Source organism: Mucilaginibacter rivuli, assembly GCF_019391655.1.
GTDB classification, from domain to species: domain Bacteria; phylum Bacteroidota; class Bacteroidia; order Sphingobacteriales; family Sphingobacteriaceae; genus Mucilaginibacter; species Mucilaginibacter rivuli.
The window spans coordinates 766,554-785,343 of the sequence record NZ_JAHXPQ010000002.1 but is presented as its reverse complement, the minus strand read 5'-3'; the positions used below and the strand labels follow the sequence as shown (position 1 = coordinate 785,343).

Genomic DNA, 18,790 nt, shown 5'->3' with positions numbered 1-18,790 from the left:
TTTAATTAAATTCATCATCGGTATCAATGCCAAACAATTTACCTTTTTTCCATAAAGTACGTTCCTGGGCCATCCCTTGCGCATTGCGCAGTGTCAGTTCTTTCTTATCTATTTTGCTCAGGTCGGGCTTTCCGGCATTTACCCAGGCAGTATACCAAAAACTCGCAGTGGTTGCAATTGATGCACGGAGTTTCCTTTCTATCATGCCGTGTAAACCCGCCTGGTATAGTTTGCAATACTGGTAGGTATGCACAGGCTCATTATATTGGTTCAGTTTAATTTTACCGGCGGCATCCAGTTCATAAATTTTATTATCGGGCAGGTTTTTATATAAGTCCCTGTCTACCTGTAACAATGTATCGGCAGCCTTTAAGCTTTCCGACATAATTCGCCATGTTTCCTTCTCTATATCAGCAATATATACAGCTCCTTTGGTATGAAAATTATAAGCTTCGCCAAATTGCTCGGGTATCTGCGATTCGAACATGGCATGGATTCCTTTTCTGTTTGTTAATAAACCATCATGATTTGAGCTTACATGTAAGGGCATATAAGCATCGCCAATATAATGCCCCAGATCGGCCGATAAGAACAGGATATCTACCGCGTGCTTTTGCTTAAAAGCAAGGGTAAGTTTATCCATCATAAATTGTATGTTCCATGGCAATATACCTTGCTTTATGAAAAACCTTTTATTATACCTGGCCATGGCTGCCGCATATGATTTTGGAACGGTATCCAGGTTACCTAAATCTTCCATGTGTATAAAATGGCGTGGAAACTCCGCTGTATCGCGGTAGGTGTATTTACGCACATCGGGCACATTGGCCTCCTGGGTAATGTAATCAATATGATTAAAATAGTATGCCTGCATAGCGGGCGGCAAGGCCATTACTGCCGCGCGGTTAATATGCGCATGCCCAAATTTACCCCATGATATCAGGGTGCCGGCGATAAAGAGAATGAGTGCTGCCCCTGAGAAATATACTGTTGCCTTACTGAGTTTCATTTTGTGTTTATGCTACCCGTAAAAATATATAAAAGCCACCATCATTACCTAATAAAACGGCAACAATGTTAATACAGCAATACGATAAAGAATGGGCCAGTATTTAGTTGAAATGTTTTTTGATAGTAGCTAATAGCTCGGCGGTTATTTTACCATTGGTAGCTACAACTTCGCGCGTGTTAAACAAATCGGTGCCGCCCGAAAAATTGGTTACATCGCCACCGGCTTGCCTTACGATAACAATTCCAGCCGCCATATCATACGAGTTAAGATTATACTCGTAATAACCGCCAAACCTGCCACACGCAGTATAAGCCAGGTCAACCGCGGCCGAACCTAAACGGCGCAGGCCATGGCAGCTGCGCATCAGTTCAGTAAATAAACCAATATAAGCCTCTTGCTGATCAAAATTATAATATGGAAAACCTGTGGCTAATAACGTATCCGCAATTTTAGGCGCTTTACTTACTTTTATTTCTTTCCCGTTAAGGTAAGCAGGTGCACCCTTCCAGGCGTAAAAACATTCATCCTGGTTAATTTCATATACTACGCCTAATACCAATTCATCATACTCCTGCAAAGCAATACTTACCGAAAACACAGGCAAGCCGTGTATAAAATTGGTGGTGCCATCCAATGGGTCAATGATCCAGGTATAGCGCTCTCCGGTTTTATTAATGGTTTTTTCCTCGGTAATAAAACCCGCTTCAGGCAATATGCGCTGTAATTCGGCTACTATTTGTATTTCGGCTTGCTTATCCACGTATGATACCATATCATTAACGCCTTTGTACTCTACATCATCGGTATTAAATTTTTCCCGCTCCTGGCGGATAAAATCACCTACGTGTTTTGACAGATCGATTACTTTAGTCGCTATTTCCTGGAGTTGCATGGTGCCTTAATGATAAACTGAAAGAGAATAATTTATGAACAAAAAAACTGGCAAAGAAAAGACTTAATGCTGCCAACGGGCGTGCTACCGGCGGATACATATTGAAATAATGGATCATTAATTTCAATATGCCCAGGTTAGCGAAGAAACCTATAATGGCTACGGCAATAAACCTTAAAAATTGCTTTGCAGATGATGATTTTGAATGCGAAAACACTAAGAATTTAGTGATCAGAAAATTCACCATTACCCCTAAAAAGAATGATATCGCTAATGACAAGATATCATCGGTTAAGCGCATGCCTAAAACATGGTACACACGCTGATCAAAAACATTATGATAAAAAACGTAATATGCTGCTATATCAACAATAAAACCAACCCCGGCCGAAAGGATAAACTTTCCTACTTCACCATAAATTGATTTAGGTTTTATAATACTCGCCACTGCTTCACTCATGCTTCAACCCTTACGTGTTTAGCTGGGTGGCGTTTGGCGTAAGCACATAATACGATACCGCTTATAATGAGTATAATAGAGATCAGCTCGGCCTGGGTAAATGATATTCCGGCAACGTGGTATTTGGTATTCACCCTGATCAGTTCGATAAAAAATCGCTCAACGCCTGTCAGTATCAGGTATACACCAAACATTAAACCCGGTGAACTAAATTTTTTACGGATGCTCCAAAGAAATATGAATAACAAACCACACACTATAGTTTCATAAAACGGTGTAGGGTAAACAGGTACACGTAACTGGTAACAATACTTGCCTATTTTCCCTAACTGGTCAACGCAACCGGGTATAGGGTTATTCCCATCGGAGCCGTTTACATTATGAGGATATTTAAAAGCCCACATCCAATCAGGTGCCCAGCTAAACCAACCGGGTTTTGGCGCGGTATTATTTATCCCCCAATCGCCATCGCCACTCATCTGGCAACCAATGCGGCCAAGCGCATAAGAAAGCATCATGCCGGGGCCACCAATATCCAACATCGTTAATGGCTTAATGCCATGTTTGTTTGCGATATATAATACAGCAACGCCGCCACATATTAATCCGCCATAAAAAGTTAAACCACGGAAACCGATAAGCATCCCAACCGGGTCTTTCATCATTTCATCCCAGTTTTCAAGGCCGTTAAAAAGCTTTGCACCGGCAAAACCCCAAATTGCTGCCCAAAGTAAAATGCTCCCCATTAATTCGTAAGGGTGAACGGTAATTGTTTTTTGCACTGCTTTAGGATATTCTTCCTGTATCTTTTTCTTTTCAACATAGGCCCAATAAGCAAAACCTGCCGCACCTATTACCCCTCCTATCCAGTTACCTGTGCCTGATAACAGAAAGGTTTGAGGGTCATCAACAAGGGCATGATAATCCATAACAATGGCAACACCCTTAAAGCCGATCAGGAAACCAAAGATGCCGTTCAATATCAACTCGACAGCCGAAATTGGGCCGCCTACGGTTACTTCCTTTTTAAAAGAATGGATATAGCCTAAAGCTTCTTTACGTTTAAACTCCTGCTCAAAAGCCCAGTAAGCACCCATAAAAGCGATGGCAACAAAAAAGCCGAATGTTTGTATGGGCAGTGGTATGTATTTACCGGTAAAATATTGAATAAGCTCGGATATGGTAGGAAACATTGGTTGATGATTATGGAGCGAATATAAAAATTAATGTACCAATGTCTCTTGTAATTCTGTTATTTCAACGTCACCATCAAATGAAATTGCTGTTAAGTGTGCGGCTTTTATCTCGCGTACCAAAACAGGATCGTACTTTGTTTTTACTTTAACGTAGTTTCGGGTAAAACCGTGCATGTAACCATCTTTTATATCTGTCTCAAAAAGTATTTCAGCATCCTTACCTAACTGCGTTTCATAAAAAGCACGGCGTTTCTTGTCAGATAGGATGTGCAGCATTTTGCTCCTGTCCGCACGGGTTGAACCCGGAACTGCACCCGGTAATTCGGCAGCTATGGTATTTTCGCGCTCTGAGTAGGTAAATACGTGCAGGTACGATACATCCAGGTCATTCAAAAAGTTATAGGTATCTATAAAATCTTCCCTGGTTTCGCCGGGAAAGCCAACTATTATATCCACACCTATGCAGCAATCGGGCATGAGTTGCTTTATTTTGCTTACGCGATCAGCATACAGGTCGCGGCGGTAGCGGCGGCGCATTAAGCCTAATATTTTATCAGAACCTGATTGTAACGGGATATGGAAATGGGGTACAAATACTTTGCTTTGCGCGACAAATTCAATGATCTCATCGGTCAGTAAATTTGGTTCACATGATGAGATACGGATACGATCAATACCTTCAACTTTATCCAAAGCCTTAACCAAATCAAAAAACTTATCATGGCGCTCGCCATCACGGATACCAAAATCGCCCAGATTAACGCCTGTTAATACAATTTCTTTAACGCCTGATGCCGCTACCTCTTCGGCTTGTTTAATTACCGCGTCAATGGTGTCGCTCCTGCTGCCCCCGCGTGCCAATGGTATGGTACAAAAGGTGCACGAATAATCGCAACCATCCTGTACTTTTAGAAAAGTGCGGGTACGGTCGCCAACGGAGTACGATGCCACAAACTCGTTAACCTCGCTTACCGGACTGTTTAATACAACAGCTTTAGGTTTTTTGGTTAGGTCGGTAATATGTTCAACAATATTAAACTTCTCCGCGGCGCCTAAAACCATATCAACACCTTCAATTTCGGATATTTCTTTTGGCTTTAACTGCGCGTAACAGCCTACTATGGTAACGTAGGCGTTGGGTGATATTTTTAGTGCTTCTTTAACAACGCGCCTGCACTTTTTATCTGCATTATCTGTAACCGAGCAGGTGTTAATAACATATACATCGGGTGTATCGGTAAATTCAACTGTATCAAAACCAGCCTTGTTAAAAAGGCGGCCAATAGTTGATGTTTCCGAATAATTGAGTTTACAACCCAGTGTATAAAATGCTACTTTCTTGTTCATTGTAATCAGCCGCAAAGATAACAAATTTTGCTTTCAGTTTAATCTGTTAACTCCAAACACATACAGGCACACTATTTGCATTAATATTAACACAAGCACCATATTATCAGTAACTTTACTTTATCACAATGAAAAAGGCAACCTTTACCTTACTCGCAACAATTGCTGCAATATCAGCTGCATTTGCCCAAAACGTTGATTCGCTGCAAAAGAAGCAGGATTCGATTCAGCATATTTGCGCGAAGGCCGACCTATATATCAATACCGCCGATTCGTTAATACAATTCAATCAAGATAAAACAAGATTGATTAGTATTGCTGATGCCGCTAAAGCAGGTGAACTTGTACTAAAAGCCATACAAATAAATAAAGCATTTAATGATACCGTTGCCGTACGTAATAATTTTGACCGCTTAGGGCAGGCTTATGTAATGCAAAACAAATTTACCCAGGCCAAATGGTATATACTGCAATCAAACCGCATCTCGCGCGACAGGCATGATATTGCTCACATCATATCGGGCCTTATGCAACTGGCTGCTGTTAAAATATCCATTAAAGATTATAGCCTTGCTGAAAAAGACCTGCTGGAAGCGGTTGTTTTAACAAAATATAGCTATAACATTATTGCCCAAATTGAAGCAGAACGTAAGTTGGCAGCTTTATATGATAAATCGGGTAAGATAAAAGAAGCTAAGAGTATGTTAGCGCACTATACCTTATTAGCTGATAATTACAAGAAAGCACATACCCCACAGATCATCGCGATGCAAAAAGCCATCGCTAAAGTTAAAACCCGCCCTGCCACAGCACAGCCTAAACAGGATGCAAACACTCAGGCAGAAATGGTTGAGAGCCATTTAAATATCGAAAACGGTATTTGGGGTATCAAAAATTAACTGTTGGCTACTCTTCACTCCATCGGTAACTTTCGTTTTCCAGGCCCATTAAATCAACAATACGGTTTACCACCGTCATAGCTACCTCTTCAACACTTTTAGGTTTGCTGTAGTATGATGGTACTGCCGGGCATATAATTCCGCCCGCCTGGGTAATCGTTTCCATATTGCGGATGTGAATAAGGTTAAAAGGCATATCGCGGGCTACCAATATCAGTTTACGGCGCTCCTTAAGTATTACATCCGCGGCACGGGTGGTCAGGTCATTTGATATACCACCTGCTATCCTGCCTAAGGTGCCCATTGAGCAAGGCACAATTACCATGGTATCATACTTTGCCGATCCTGATGCAAATGGCGCCATAAAATCATTCTTATCATAAAAAGTAAAAGGGTAATTGTTATAATCTTCATTATCCAGCTCCAGTTTCCAAACCTGGCGGGCATTATCGCTCATCACCACCCCCACTTCTGCAATTTGATCACTCAATTTTTGCAGGATATCTAATAACAACTTAGCGTATATGGCTCCACTGGCACCGGTAACTGCAACAACTATCTTTCTTTTCATACAAAGCAAAGCTAAACCAAAACAGGTAGAAAATAAAAAAGGGCCGAATACACGTATTCGACCCTACATCTACCTATGAAAAACATGCCTCTTTGAGGGAGGCATAACAAATATATGTGAAGATTATCAATTAAGAAAGATATTATTAATAAATAATTTTGCCTTAATTTAACCTAAAATTTACATAAATCAATCTTTGGTTAAATTTTTATCGATCAGTGTTTGAATGATGCCATCTACCAAACCAACCTTAGGTACATAGATACTTTTTATCGTCGCCCATTTCATCAAAGTAAGGTAAATTTCGCACGCAGGGATAATTACATCGGCGCGGTCATGGTTTAATCCCAAAACATTGATACGATCTTTTAGTGAAAACGAATTAAGGTAGTTATATAACGTTTTAAGCTTTCCGAAAGTTAAAGGAGTACCTTCTTTTTCTTCGGATAACCTGAAAAGCTTATTGATGTTACCACCAGTACCAATTCCCATTACCGATTTAAAGCCACGGGTATTATCTCTCACAAAATCGTGCATATCGTTCCAACTCTCTTCTTTGTCCTGGTTATCCAGTATACGGATGGTACCTATGTTGAATGATGATGAAGCAACCATCCTCCCTTCTGAAAATACAGAAAGCTCGGTACTGCCACCGCCAACGTCTATATACAGGTAATTCTTATTTTTTTCGAGCGTTTCTTCAATATGGCTGGCGTAAATAATGTTGGCTTCTTTTTTACCGTGAACAATTTCGAGGTTAACCTCTGCTTCCTTGCGGATGCGGTCTACAATTTCGGCGCCATTCTTTGCCTCGCGCATGGCCGATGTTGCACAGGCCATATAATCGGAAACCTTATAAACGTCCATCAGGTTTTTAAATGCCTGCATCGTTTTTAACAAATCGGCGGCTTTCTTTTCAGATATATGCTGATCTAAAAAAGCATCATCGCCCAAACGTAACGGAACGCGGATAAGTGTATTCTTTTTAAATGATATGGTATTATCATTCTCAACAATCTCGGCTATGAGCAGCCGTACAGCATTCGAACCTATATCAATCGCAGCGTATCTCAATGTGTTTAGTATTTATATTTTAAATAGTTGTAGATGTCAATTTGTGCCCTGTAAGGTATTTTTTGTTTCGTTTTAACGTACTTGTTATTATTCAGGCTGTTTATTTCGCGGGCTTTGGTATTATCCTGTAATTGTATGTTTACCATATCGCGCACTTCCTTGTGTATAGCCTCATCATATATCGGGAAACCCACTTCTACCCTATGGTCAAGGTTACGTGTCAGCAAATCGGCCGATGTAAGGTATAGCAGCTCTTTTCCGCCGTTGCAAAATATACTGATACGTGCATGCTCTAAGTATTTATCAACTATACTTATCACTTCAATATTCTCACTGTAACCTTTCATGCCGCCTACAAGGCAGCACATGCCACGTATAATCAGTTGTATTTTAACACCTGCGTTACTGGCCTGGTACAACCGGGCTATAATTTGCTCATCAGCAAGGCTATTCATTTTCAGGATAATGTATGCGGGCTTTTTGGCTTTGGCATTTTTTATCTCATTATCAATCATCCTGAAATATGCAGGGCGCGAATCAATTGGCGATACGACAAGATTTTTCAGGCCTTTGGGTACTGTATTTTTTGTTACCGCTTTAAATATATCAACCAAATCATCGGTTATGCGCTTATCTGCGGTAAGCAGGCTATGGTCGGCATAAAGCGAAGCCGTTTTCTCATTAAAATTACCGGTTGATAAACATGCGTAGTTTACTATTTTGCGTTTTTCTAACCTCGAAACCAATATAATTTTTGAGTGTACCTTATAACCCGATACACCGTATATTACATTCACACCTTCTTCGGCTAAACGGCGGCTCCAGGTTATATTGGCCTGCTCATCAAAACGTGCTTTAAGCTCAACCAGGCAATTTACTTTTTTACCGTTTTTAGCCGCATTGATGAGCGCGTGTACTACGCGCGAGTTTTTAGCAAGACGGTATAACGTTACACTGATCTCTTTTACTTTAGGATCAATAGCGGCCTCGCGCAAAAAGTGGATAATATAATCGAAAGACTGATATGGCGTACTGATCAAAAAATCCTTTTTCTCTATCTGCGCCATTAAGCTTTTAGCGAAAGAAAGGCCCTCAACCGGTAAAAAATCATATTTAGGATATTCCAGATCGGCGCTGCCTACGTTTGGAAAAGCAATAAAATCTTTAAAATTATGATATCGGTTACCCGGGATCAGGCTTTCTGAGTTAACGCCCATTTTGGTAACCAGGTAAGCCAGCATATCCATAGACATTTCGCTGTCATACAATAAACGCATGGGCCTGCCCTTTTTACGTTTCAGCAGGCTCCGCGAAAGCGATTCGATAAATTTATCGCTTACTTCTTTATCCAGGTCAAGTTCAGCATCGCGGGTAAGCTGGATTGAGTATGCTTCAATGTTATCGTGATCAAAAATGAAGAAAATATCATCTAAACAATAACGTATAATATCATCAACAAGGATAATGAATTTAAGGTCGTTGGTTTGCGGCAGTACAATAAAGCGCGATACATTATCGGGTATCTCTATAAGCGCGAGCTTTATCTTTTTGTTCTTTGTCAGCTTTACAAAAAAATAAATCCCTCTGTCGCGCAATTCGGGTAAAGGCTCATTATCGTTCAGCATTACCGGCACCAGCGTTGCCAGTATATTTTCGCGAAAGTAATTTTTAACAAAAGCCCCGCGCGTAACATTGAGCTGCTTGTCGTTCAGTATAAATATTTTTTCTTCGGCTAATTGTTTAATAATAATGTTCTCGTACAGGTTGTTGAACTTCCGCTCCTGTTTTACAACGATGTTGCGTATCTGGCTCAATACCTTTTTAGGATTGTAGCCAAAAACCTGCTTGGCTTTTTCATTCAGGTTGGTAAGCCTGCTCAGCGTTGCTACCCGTACCCGGTAAAACTCATCAAGGTTTGATGAGAATATAGATAAGAACCTGATCCTGTCAATCAGTGGCACAGTTGGGTCGGCTGCCTCCTGTAAAACCCTATCGTTAAAATAAAGCCAGCTTATTTCCCTGTTAATTAGCGGTATACGTTTAATATCCATATAATGAAAAAGTCCCGGACGGTTTCGCCCGAGACAACAAATCTGCTTATTTTAATGTTAAGATTATATTAAGCCTTAAGTAAATAATTAACCATTTTATTACTTTTTAACAACTTTTGCTTTTGGCGCGGTTGTTTTAGCTGCAGCAGCAACGTTGTTAACGGCTGTTTTTGCTTTTGGAGCAGGCGTTTTAGCTTTAGCTACCGGGGCGGCTTTAGCCTCAATCACTTTCTCGGCAGCTTTGGCAACAGGTTTTTCAACCGCTTTGGCAACTTTTTTGGTTGCAACCTTTGTAGCTTTCGCGATAACTTTTTTAACCTGGACCGCTTTTTTGGCTATATCCTTTTTGGGTGTCGCTGATGATTTCTCAGCCTTTTTCACTGCCTGTTTTACCGGCTCCGAATCCAGCTTGGCAACAGTGACTTTCTTAACATCTTTTAATTTACGCTCTATTTTTTTCACCAAAAACTTGCTTGCTTTCTTCACTTCCCGTTTCAGTTTTTCGGCATCATGCCCAAGCTCCGCTAAGGCATGTATAAACTTGTCCGAAATACTGGTTTCCAACTGCTTACGTGTCGCTTTTTTATCGCTGTTTTTCATACTAAAGTTTTAAAAGGTTGAATATCCATATAAAGATACATATTCCATTTATCAGAATATGCGTTATTAACATAAAAACTACTATAATGCGTTCTGTTATTGTACACATTTAAAATAAATGGGTAAGTTTGCTACCTCATAAAAACCTGATATGCCATCATTTGATATTGTAAGCAAAATTGACGCGCAAACTTTAGATAATGCCATCAATAATGCCAAAAAAGAAATACTTAACCGTTATGATTTTAATGGTTCAAAAAGCACTGTTGAACTTGATAAAAAAACAAACACCGTTACCGTTGTTACCGAAGATGATATGCGCCTGAAAGCTATTCAAGACGCTATCATCAGCCGCATGGTTAAACAATCACTCGACCCAAAAGCGCTTGATTTTGGTGACGAACAATATGCATCGGGCAATATGATCCGTAAAGAGATCAAAATAAAAGAGGGAATTGATAAAGAAGCGGCAAAAAAGATAGTCAAAAAAATAAAAGACAGCGGCCTTAAAGTTCAGGCATCAATAATGGATGACCAGGTTAGGGTAACCGCAAAAAAAATTGACGACCTGCAAGCAGTTATCAGTCTTTGCCGCAGCGATGATTTTGGCCAGCCCCTGCAATACATAAACATGCGCAACTAATTAATGAAGTTAAAGTTACTGCTGCTCCTTTTATCCGTCTGTTCCTTACAAATCACTATAGCTCAAAACAGGATTTACAGAAACGAAGCGGGCTATAAAACTGATAATGACGGCCTGTTATTCCGTGGTTCCGACAGGTACTATACCGCAGGCAATTTTTTTTATTATCGGCGCGCTCTAAAAGTTAAGGATAGCGTAAACATCAGCAACAAGATATTGGGCTTTGAGTTAGGGCAAAAAATATACACCCCACAATCGGCGGCATTGCCAGGCCCGCAATATATTGACAGGCCTTTTGCCGGTTACCTCTATATTGCGCCATCATTAAACCTGCTTTATAATAACGAAAGTAATTTGAAACTTGAGGCTCAACTTGGCATAGTTGGCCCACATGCTATTGGCGAACAAGTACAAGATCTTATACATAACACCTTTCACTTTTACGCACCAAAAGGTTGGGAATATCAGATCAATAATGACCCGGAAATAAACCTCTCGGCAAAATATAACCGGCTGCTTATACGCCGCCGTGGTGTTGATGTTTTACTCAATACCCATGCCGACCTTGGCACAGGCATAATTGGTGCAGGAGCCGGCTTTACGGCAAGGTTTGGTAAATTCAACCCGCTGTACCATTCTGTAACCACACAAAGTACATTATCTGCAACTAAAACAACTAATAATAACAACCGGGAGCTGTTTTTCTATGCTAAACCCCTTATTAGTTTTGTAGGATATGATGCCACTATACAAGGCAGTATTTTTAAGAAATATGCCGCGATAGATGAAATAGAAAACGATAAAACACCGGTAGTGTTAGCCGAGCAATTGGGTGCAAACCTTGTTAGCGGGCATTGGATATTGGATGTTTCGGCAACCTATCAAACACGTACCACTAAACAAATGGTACATAAACCGGGGCATCAATGGGGTTCGTTAAGTGTACTTTATCGTTTCTGATCAGTCCCTGTCACTAAACCTGCGGTTTAACTTTTTCAGCGATGCCCGCCGTTTATCATCCAGCCTGGCAGCTACCGACGCCTTTGATGGCTTGCTGGCCTTGCGCTTTTTAGGCTGATGCAATGCTTTTGAAAGAATAGCCTGCAACTTTCCAATAGCTTTCTCCTTATTCATATACTGGCTCCGCTCCTCTTCGCAAACTATTTGTAATAAGCCATCTTTATTCAGGCGCGATTGAAGTTTTGACAAAATAAGCGCTTTTTCATGCTCGGTAAACAGCACCGAATCCGCTATCGAAAACAGCAACTCCACCTTACTCGAAACCTTATTGACGTTTTGCCCGCCCTTTCCCCCGCTTCTCGATGTTTTATATTGAACGTCTCTTTGCAGTTCCTCTTTTGTAAAATTCATTTCATTCGTATCTTAGTTGCCCTATGGATAAAAATATTGTCGTGGCCATTGATGGCTACTCTTCGTGCGGTAAAAGTACACTGGCCAAAGCTTTAGCTAAAAAGCTCCACTTTATCTATATTGATAGTGGCGCCATGTACAGGGCCGTTACTTTATATTTTTTGCGCAATAATATCGATTTAACAAACCATGACCAAATAGCCCAGGCGCTTAAAAACATCCATCTTAATTTTCACTCCCGCGATTACCAGACACATATTTTATTGAACGATGAAGAAGTATCCGACGAGATACGCCTGATGCCCGTAACCGAAAACGTAAGCAGTATTGCCGCCCTGCACGAAGTACGTGTTGAGATGGTAAAGCAGCAGCAGCGCATGGGCCGTTCAAAAAACATTATTATGGATGGCCGCGATATTGGCACCGTAGTATTCCCTAACGCGCAGGTAAAACTATTTATGACCGCCGACCCTAAGATCCGCGCTGAGCGCCGTTACAAAGAAGTGGTCATTAAAGAACCCCATATTTCGCTCGAAGAAGTATTTGAAAGCCTGGCCCACCGCGACTACCAGGATACCACCCGTGCCGAAAGCCCCCTAACCCGTGCTGAAGACGCCATCATTCTTGATAATACCGACCTTACTCCCGACGAACAATTAGCTTTCGCGATAAGCAAGGTAGAGCCGTTTTTAAAGTAAAGGGTTCAAGCAAAAAAATAAAAAATGATTGTTTTAGCTTATGTTCGGTGTTATCACCACGGGTGTTCGGAAGATTAATAGAACTATAAAAACTCCTTCCTCGGGGAAGGGTGCGGCTGAATTGTGTAGTGGCGGGTAGGGGTAATTGCACAATACAATGTCGCATAAACCCCTCCCTACACCCTCCCGTTGGGAGGGAATCGCACAAGGCCAACACTTTTTTTAAATCTTCCGAACACCTTTGGTGTTATCATTGTACCACTACCTCGACAATATGCTGAGGTGAAAACACCGATCATAAATCCATGTTAATAGTATTCAATATTGCGCAAATAAACCGTTTTATAAGGTGGGTAATTAACTGTTTTTGTGATCCAGTTATGATAACGGTCATAAGTGTATGTACTCGTTGATGTTACAAAATCACCTTCATTTACACTGCTTTTTTCTTCTGTTTTGTTACCCCACTGATCGTTTTTATAAAAAGTATGTATATAAATTTCCCCCTTCTCGTTTATACAGATCATCTCTGTTAAAAAATTATTTTCATCGTATTTTAAAACAGTCTTATTTCCTTCTTCCAACATGCCTATAATATTCCCATTCTTATCGTACGTGTTTTTAGTGATATCAAACGGCTTAGGCGGAAATTGGGATCTGCGTTCTATTACCTTTCCTTGCTTATTATAAATTTTCATGTACGTTGCATACGGACTCAGATAACCTGTGAGGTAATAATCATAACGCAAAGTGTTTAATGTTATATTTACTTTACAAATATTTCGGGGCTTTGCTGCATCATTGGTAAAATGCTTATACATAAGCAATTGCCCTTCGGTGTTATATTCAAAAACATCGCGATTTATTAATGAACCGTCTGCTCTGCAAGCTGATTTTTCTTTATAGTTCCCTTTACTGTTAAATATCGCATTTATTACCAATGCAACACCTTTTTTATAGGAGTTATATTTACTTTCTGTTATTGAGTCAATTTCTGTAATCTTTTTAACCGGCCCAAAAACACATAGCGCTTTAACATCATTTTCATAACGGCTATCAAATACTCCTTCCTGCAGTATTGACGATTGAGCGTTAGCCTGATTATAATGAAAAAAAAATATGATGATGATGATGATGCAAAAGGTGATACCTTTCATTCTGTGATTGTTTTCGTAAATAAAACCCATCGCCCCCGCAAGCGTCCTCGCTTATGGTTATTGAGCTATTTACCAGCTTCTTCTCGGGCAGGTAACATTGTACCTGTTATTCAAAAACAGGCCCAGCACAATTTCGTGGGTACCTGTACTTACCGTATTCAGGTTGGACGTAGTATAATCATACGAATATCCCAAACTGATGAAAGAGCCTAAATTAAAGCCTATCATCCCGGCAACGGCATCGTTCTGGCGGTATGAGCCGCCTATCCAGAAATGATCACGGAAAGCCATTTTCATATTGATATCGTAAGAGAAAGGCACAGGTTCAACCAGCTTTACCAATACCGAGGGAAGCAGGGTCACATCGTCAGACAGGAAAAGTTTTACGCCACCCGATAAAAAATAGTGCGGTACAGCCTTGCCTTGGTTATATGCTGAATTGGTTGAAAAGGTAATGGTTTGCGGCAATATTTGCTGCACCGAAGCGCCAAAAAAGTAAGTGGACGAATACGCCCAGATACCAGCGCCAACATCGGGCTTTATCTGGTTATTGTTGCCGCCGTTAATTGCCGGATCGTTCTGCACATCTGTAGTTACTTCGGCAGTGTTCAATGTGATGTTATAAATACCAGCCGATACCCCTACTGCCAGGTTTAATGTTGGCGAAATACCGATGTGGTAAGCATAGGTAGCATCAACATTGGTTTGCCTGATGGGGCCCGCTTTATCGCTCACTACGGTTAAGCCAATACCATGGTGCGGTGCGGCGGCACGGTAGGTTGATGTAAAACTACGACCAAGCGGATTTTCCATTGATGTAGGGCTGGCTGCGGCATCGCCCTCTATAAAATCGCGGCCCAAAGGCGCGTTAATGGTAAAATATGAGGTAACAGGCGCGCCTTGCAGGCCCGTCCACTGGCTGCGGTAGCCTGCTTTTACATCGGTATAGTTTTCAATACCGGTTACCGCAGGGTTGATCAATATGGGCGAAAAGATATATTGAGTGTATTGTGGCTTTTGCTGGGCATTCGCCTGCAATGCCAAAATAACAACACAAAATAGTAAGTAAACTCTCTTCATTTAGCTTTTATTAACGGCATCAAATCCTCTTCACGGTCTGCAATAGTGTTTTGTATAGTTTAGCTATAACGTATTTTTTCCACTTTTTATATGCGACGATACGAATATAGTTTTTTTCCTTTTTAAACAAACATACCCCGGGCCTATACTTTAAAATTTATCTCACAATGGCAATATATCCCGACAAGGTAGCCCTGCCATGCTTAGGATTGATCACATAATAATACGTGCCGACAGGCAATGCAACGCCTTTGTAACGCCCGTCCCAGGGCACACTATACCCTACTGATGAATATACCAGCTGCCCTGTTCTGTTATAAACCTCTACGGTACAATTGCTGTAATCGCTCAGGTTGGCAATTTGCCAGGTATCATTTATGGCATCGCCGTTAGGCGTAAACGTATTAGGGATAACCGGCGGCAATAATACTTTAACTTTAATGCTTGCAGTTTGGCTACACAAGCCCCTGCCCGTTACCGTAAGTGTATAGGTTGTGCTTTGCGCGGGGCTGGCAACAGGATTCAGTGTCGTGTCCGAGCTTAAACCCGCAGCAGGTGTCCACTTATAACTCAAACTATCGCCAACGGCGGTAGCTACAAGCTTTATTTTACCACCCAGTAAAACAGATGTATCGGGCCCTACTTTAACTACAGGTATGGGGTTCACTTTAATGGTTTGACTTACCGTATCGGCACAGGCATTGTTAGCTGTAAAAATGTACCTGATGGTATGTGTGCCCACTCCTGCTATTGCCGGGCTGAATATTGTACCGCTCACCCCGTTCCCGGAGAATACCCCTGCCGGCCCTGTTGCGCCTGTTTGTGTGATGTAAGGTGTAAGGTCGGCAGGCGCGGCATTTACACAAAACTGCCCCGGCGGTGCAAAGGTTACCTGCGGTACAGGCAAAAGGGTGATCGTCACATCAAACGGCTGCGATACGCATGCCGCCCCACCCGAGTACGCAATCATACGGACAGTATAACTTTTTGTACCCGTGTAAAATACCGGGTATGTATGCCTGAAAACTTGCCCTGCTGCAGGCCGGTTATAGGTAACAATACTTGTAGGATCGTTAAGATCATACTGCATTACAATTTTAGTAACCGAACCAAAACCCACAGTTGCGTTATTCACAAAAAACACATCATGGCTGCTGCACAATTGATTAGGGTTTTGTACTGTAAAAGCCGCCGTAGGGTTTGCGCCGTTCACGGTAAAAACAGTATCAAGTTTGCTGCTGCAACCATCTTTAGAAGTAACCGTAAGCGATAAATTATAATTTGCAGGGTTTGCATTTGTAAACGCGTGTGTTGGATTTTTAGCTGTAGATGTATTGGGATTAGCAGGCGTTGAATTAGCATCACCAAAATTCCACAGGTACGTAAATTGCGCCTCGCTTTTATCCGCAATGGTACTTTGATCGCTAAACTGCGCAACCACATCGGATATGCAAACATCAGGCAATACAACTTTGATAACCGGCAGCGGATGCACATTAACAGTATCTGTAAAGGTTTTTCCCGGGCAGCCCTTATCGGTAATGTTATAAAGTTTCACGGCAAATTTACCGGCCCCGGTAAAAATATGGTTAACCGGCGCGTTGGTAGTTTGAGTTTGCAGGGCGCTGCCATCGCCAAAATCATAAACCCATTGTGTTATGGGCCGTTCTGCCGTTGTAGACTGGTCTGTAAATGTAACCAACCGGGTATCGCAATCAGGTGTTGAATAGGTAAATTTTGCCACCGGCATCGGGTAAACGTGGATCTTTTTCTGAAACACGTTCGATACGCACCCTGTAGCTCCTTTTGCGGTAAGGCTTACCGTGTAATTGCCCGGATTTAAAAACGAATAAACAGGATTCCGCAGGTTTGAGGTATCACCTGTGTTAAAATCATAATGCCATTTAATAACAGGGTTTGCAATACTATCGGTTTTATCATGAAACATTATCGTATCAGCGGTACAAAGCGTATCGCGTGAAGTAAATTTGGCAACCGGCGGATCAATGATACTAAAATTCAGATCGATGGTAGCAGTTGCCCCGCAAACATCGGCGTTGGGGTTAAAAGCCATTACGTTAATGTCATAAATGCCTGCCACCGGATAACTCACCGGATTAGGGTAATTATATTGATATAAGGTTTGGGTTCCCTTTTGTGTGGTTTTAACAACCTGCGGGTTATTATCCGTGTATGTTGCAGACCCATTTTTAAGATCCCATGTTAACTTAGTGGTTTGGTACGGCAACGTTACGTTAGCCGTAAAACTTTGCGCCGTACAGCCGCTGGTAACCGCCGCATTGGTTACAGGGTCATTTATCTGAACATATTGGTTGAGGTCTTTCAGATTAGCCCCGGCAGCATACACATATGATTCTGCATTACCAAAGCCATAAGCAATGGCGTTAAAACCATCGCCCGCACTGATATTATGCGTCCCCGAACTCACCGAAAACTGCCCGGCAGAATAGGTTGGGTCGAGCCCAAACGTAGAAAATCCGGTCTGTACCACACCATCAATACTAAAAGTGGAGGCTGCTGCGGTTTTGATGATCACATTAATAAACTGCCTTGTAATATTCTCTTTAGGTGTTGAATAAAGCGTGGCCTGCGTTATGGTTTGCTCTACCGGCGTTAAAAATACCATGTCCGGATCGCCAACATCAGATGGGTCGTTTATACAATTTATAGTTTTACCCTGGGTAACGGCGTACTGTACCACCTGTATGGGTTTATCAGCTGTAATGATATTGGGGGTACTACTGTTAAATTCATAATAAAGCCCATTGGTAAAGCTATTTTGATTTAAAGCAGTTCCGTTCAAGGTTACATTGGTGTTCGGGTCGCTCAATACGATACGAAAGATATCATAATTACGGCCTTTTAACGGTACCGTATAATAATTTTTGCCCCAGGTTGCAGTTGGATACACCTGCTGAAATAAATTATCAGACGAGATGACCCCAGAGTTACAGCCAATAAAAACCTTGCTGCTGCCCGAAAAAACAGCTATCTTTTTACAGGTACTGCTCCCAACACTAACAGATTGTATGCGGGTACCGGTAAGGTCCGTTCCTGATAGTCCCTGGTATAACTCTCCTTTTTTTAAATTGATTGTAAATGGCACCCCTGCCGGTTTATTATCTGTCAAAGTCGCTTTGGGGGTGATGGTCACTACCGTGCTGTCTTCGGTAGCAACAACAACAAAGGCCGAATAAGCTATTGCTTCATTTGATTGCTGCTTATAATTGATGGAGTAATAATCTTTACCAAGCGTAGTAACCGGTAAAACCAATGTAGCACCGGATACCGCGTTAGCATGTATATGCGCGAATACGACTATTGGCTTGGCCGATGTAATGTGTATCCCTTTTAAGAATTGCCCCGCAGCATCTAAAAATAATGATTGTGGTATGGTCAGATCCACCACCTGATTGGCTGTAACAGTAAAATTTTGTGGAGCACTGCCATCAGCAAAGGTGATACTACCTGTAGTATTTACATCGCTGGTAATATATACCTCCATACCTACAGGCCCGTTGGTATTGTTAATACCCCGGATATTCTGCATGTATGCCAGCCAAAAATCGGTACCCTTATTTGTTGTGTTTACTTGCGGGTATACGTTAAAAAACACCAGGCAAAGCAGGGTGGTAAATACAATTTTTAAATATTTCACACAGGTGTAGCTTTCTACTCAAATGATAATGTTATTTCCGATAAAATTATGTAAATTATT

The 18,790-nt window shown here is 41.4% G+C and carries 17 protein-coding genes; 4 read left to right on the top strand and 13 right to left on the bottom strand.

The window, feature by feature from the left end:
- Position 1: 1 nt before the first annotated feature.
- The 5 genes from KXQ82_RS07145 to mtaB form a co-directional block, all read right to left on the bottom strand.
- Positions 2 to 1,009: a phospholipase C/P1 nuclease family protein gene (locus KXQ82_RS07145; RefSeq protein WP_219487467.1), complete on the bottom strand. Its 1,008-nt coding sequence runs from the start codon at positions 1,007 to 1,009 to the stop codon at positions 2 to 4.
- Between the two features lie 103 nt (positions 1,010 to 1,112).
- Positions 1,113 to 1,904, bottom strand: coding sequence for an inositol monophosphatase family protein (locus KXQ82_RS07140; protein ID WP_219487466.1), 792 nt, complete (start codon positions 1,902 to 1,904; stop codon positions 1,113 to 1,115).
- Entirely contained in the window at positions 1,879 to 2,364 is a 486-nt protein-coding gene (locus KXQ82_RS07135; protein WP_219487465.1) for a GtrA family protein, read from the bottom strand. The genes KXQ82_RS07140 and KXQ82_RS07135 overlap by 26 nt, the downstream gene beginning before the upstream one ends.
- On the bottom strand, positions 2,361 to 3,557 hold the full coding sequence (locus KXQ82_RS07130) for a prolipoprotein diacylglyceryl transferase (protein ID WP_219487464.1): 1,197 nt from the start codon (positions 3,555 to 3,557) through the stop codon (positions 2,361 to 2,363). The genes KXQ82_RS07135 and KXQ82_RS07130 overlap by 4 nt, the downstream gene beginning before the upstream one ends.
- A 30-nt stretch (positions 3,558 to 3,587) precedes the next feature.
- The gene (gene mtaB / locus KXQ82_RS07125; RefSeq protein WP_219487463.1) at positions 3,588 to 4,907 is read right to left on the bottom strand and encodes a tRNA (N(6)-L-threonylcarbamoyladenosine(37)-C(2))-methylthiotransferase MtaB; all 1,320 of its coding nucleotides are present in this window, start codon (positions 4,905 to 4,907) and stop codon (positions 3,588 to 3,590) included.
- Positions 4,908 to 5,035: 128 nt separating this feature from the next.
- Between mtaB and KXQ82_RS07120 the strand changes: the two genes are divergently transcribed.
- Complete coding sequence (locus tag KXQ82_RS07120; protein ID WP_219487462.1) at positions 5,036 to 5,806, top strand: hypothetical protein; 771 nt, start codon at positions 5,036 to 5,038, stop codon at positions 5,804 to 5,806.
- Positions 5,807 to 5,813: 7 nt separating this feature from the next.
- On the opposite strand, the gene KXQ82_RS07115 is transcribed toward KXQ82_RS07120, so the two are convergent.
- From KXQ82_RS07115 to KXQ82_RS07100, 4 genes are all read right to left on the bottom strand, one after another.
- Complete coding sequence (locus tag KXQ82_RS07115) at positions 5,814 to 6,377, bottom strand: UbiX family flavin prenyltransferase (protein WP_219487461.1); 564 nt, start codon at positions 6,375 to 6,377, stop codon at positions 5,814 to 5,816.
- A 189-nt stretch (positions 6,378 to 6,566) separates the two neighbouring features.
- On the bottom strand, positions 6,567 to 7,451 hold the full coding sequence (locus KXQ82_RS07110) for a Ppx/GppA phosphatase family protein (RefSeq protein ID WP_219487460.1): 885 nt from the start codon (positions 7,449 to 7,451) through the stop codon (positions 6,567 to 6,569).
- A gap of 5 nt (positions 7,452 to 7,456) precedes the next feature.
- On the bottom strand, positions 7,457 to 9,502 hold the full coding sequence (gene ppk1 / locus KXQ82_RS07105; protein WP_219487459.1) for a polyphosphate kinase 1: 2,046 nt from the start codon (positions 9,500 to 9,502) through the stop codon (positions 7,457 to 7,459).
- Positions 9,503 to 9,601: 99 nt separating this feature from the next.
- Positions 9,602 to 10,102, bottom strand: coding sequence for a hypothetical protein (locus KXQ82_RS07100; RefSeq protein WP_219487458.1), 501 nt, complete (start codon positions 10,100 to 10,102; stop codon positions 9,602 to 9,604).
- A gap of 151 nt (positions 10,103 to 10,253) precedes the next feature.
- Between KXQ82_RS07100 and KXQ82_RS07095 the strand changes: the two genes are divergently transcribed.
- Together KXQ82_RS07095 and KXQ82_RS07090 are read left to right on the top strand one after the other, a co-directional pair.
- Positions 10,254 to 10,745 carry a YajQ family cyclic di-GMP-binding protein gene (locus KXQ82_RS07095; protein WP_219487457.1) on the top strand — a complete coding sequence of 164 codons (492 nt, stop codon included), beginning with the start codon at positions 10,254 to 10,256 and terminating at the stop codon, positions 10,743 to 10,745.
- Between the two features lie 3 nt (positions 10,746 to 10,748).
- Positions 10,749 to 11,705, top strand: coding sequence for a lipid A deacylase LpxR family protein (locus KXQ82_RS07090; protein WP_219487456.1), 957 nt, complete (start codon positions 10,749 to 10,751; stop codon positions 11,703 to 11,705).
- On the opposite strand, the gene arfB is transcribed toward KXQ82_RS07090, so the two are convergent.
- A complete protein-coding gene (arfB, locus tag KXQ82_RS07085; RefSeq protein WP_219487455.1) occupies positions 11,706 to 12,116 on the bottom strand; it encodes an alternative ribosome rescue aminoacyl-tRNA hydrolase ArfB in 411 nt (136 codons plus the stop codon).
- A gap of 23 nt (positions 12,117 to 12,139) precedes the next feature.
- On the opposite strand from arfB, the gene cmk reads away from it, so the two are divergent.
- A complete protein-coding gene (gene cmk, locus KXQ82_RS07080) occupies positions 12,140 to 12,814 on the top strand; it encodes a (d)CMP kinase (RefSeq protein ID WP_219487454.1) in 675 nt (224 codons plus the stop codon).
- A gap of 308 nt (positions 12,815 to 13,122) precedes the next feature.
- On the opposite strand, the gene KXQ82_RS07075 is transcribed toward cmk, so the two are convergent.
- The 3 genes from KXQ82_RS07075 to KXQ82_RS07065 form a co-directional block, all read right to left on the bottom strand.
- Positions 13,123 to 13,971, bottom strand: coding sequence for a hypothetical protein (locus tag KXQ82_RS07075; protein WP_219487453.1), 849 nt, complete (start codon positions 13,969 to 13,971; stop codon positions 13,123 to 13,125).
- A gap of 69 nt (positions 13,972 to 14,040) precedes the next feature.
- Positions 14,041 to 15,051: a PorP/SprF family type IX secretion system membrane protein gene (locus KXQ82_RS07070; RefSeq protein WP_219487452.1), complete on the bottom strand. Its 1,011-nt coding sequence runs from the start codon at positions 15,049 to 15,051 to the stop codon at positions 14,041 to 14,043.
- Positions 15,052 to 15,208: 157 nt separating this feature from the next.
- A complete protein-coding gene (locus tag KXQ82_RS07065; RefSeq protein WP_219487451.1) occupies positions 15,209 to 18,730 on the bottom strand; it encodes a gliding motility-associated C-terminal domain-containing protein in 3,522 nt (1,173 codons plus the stop codon).
- Positions 18,731 to 18,790: the final 60 nt, after the last annotated feature.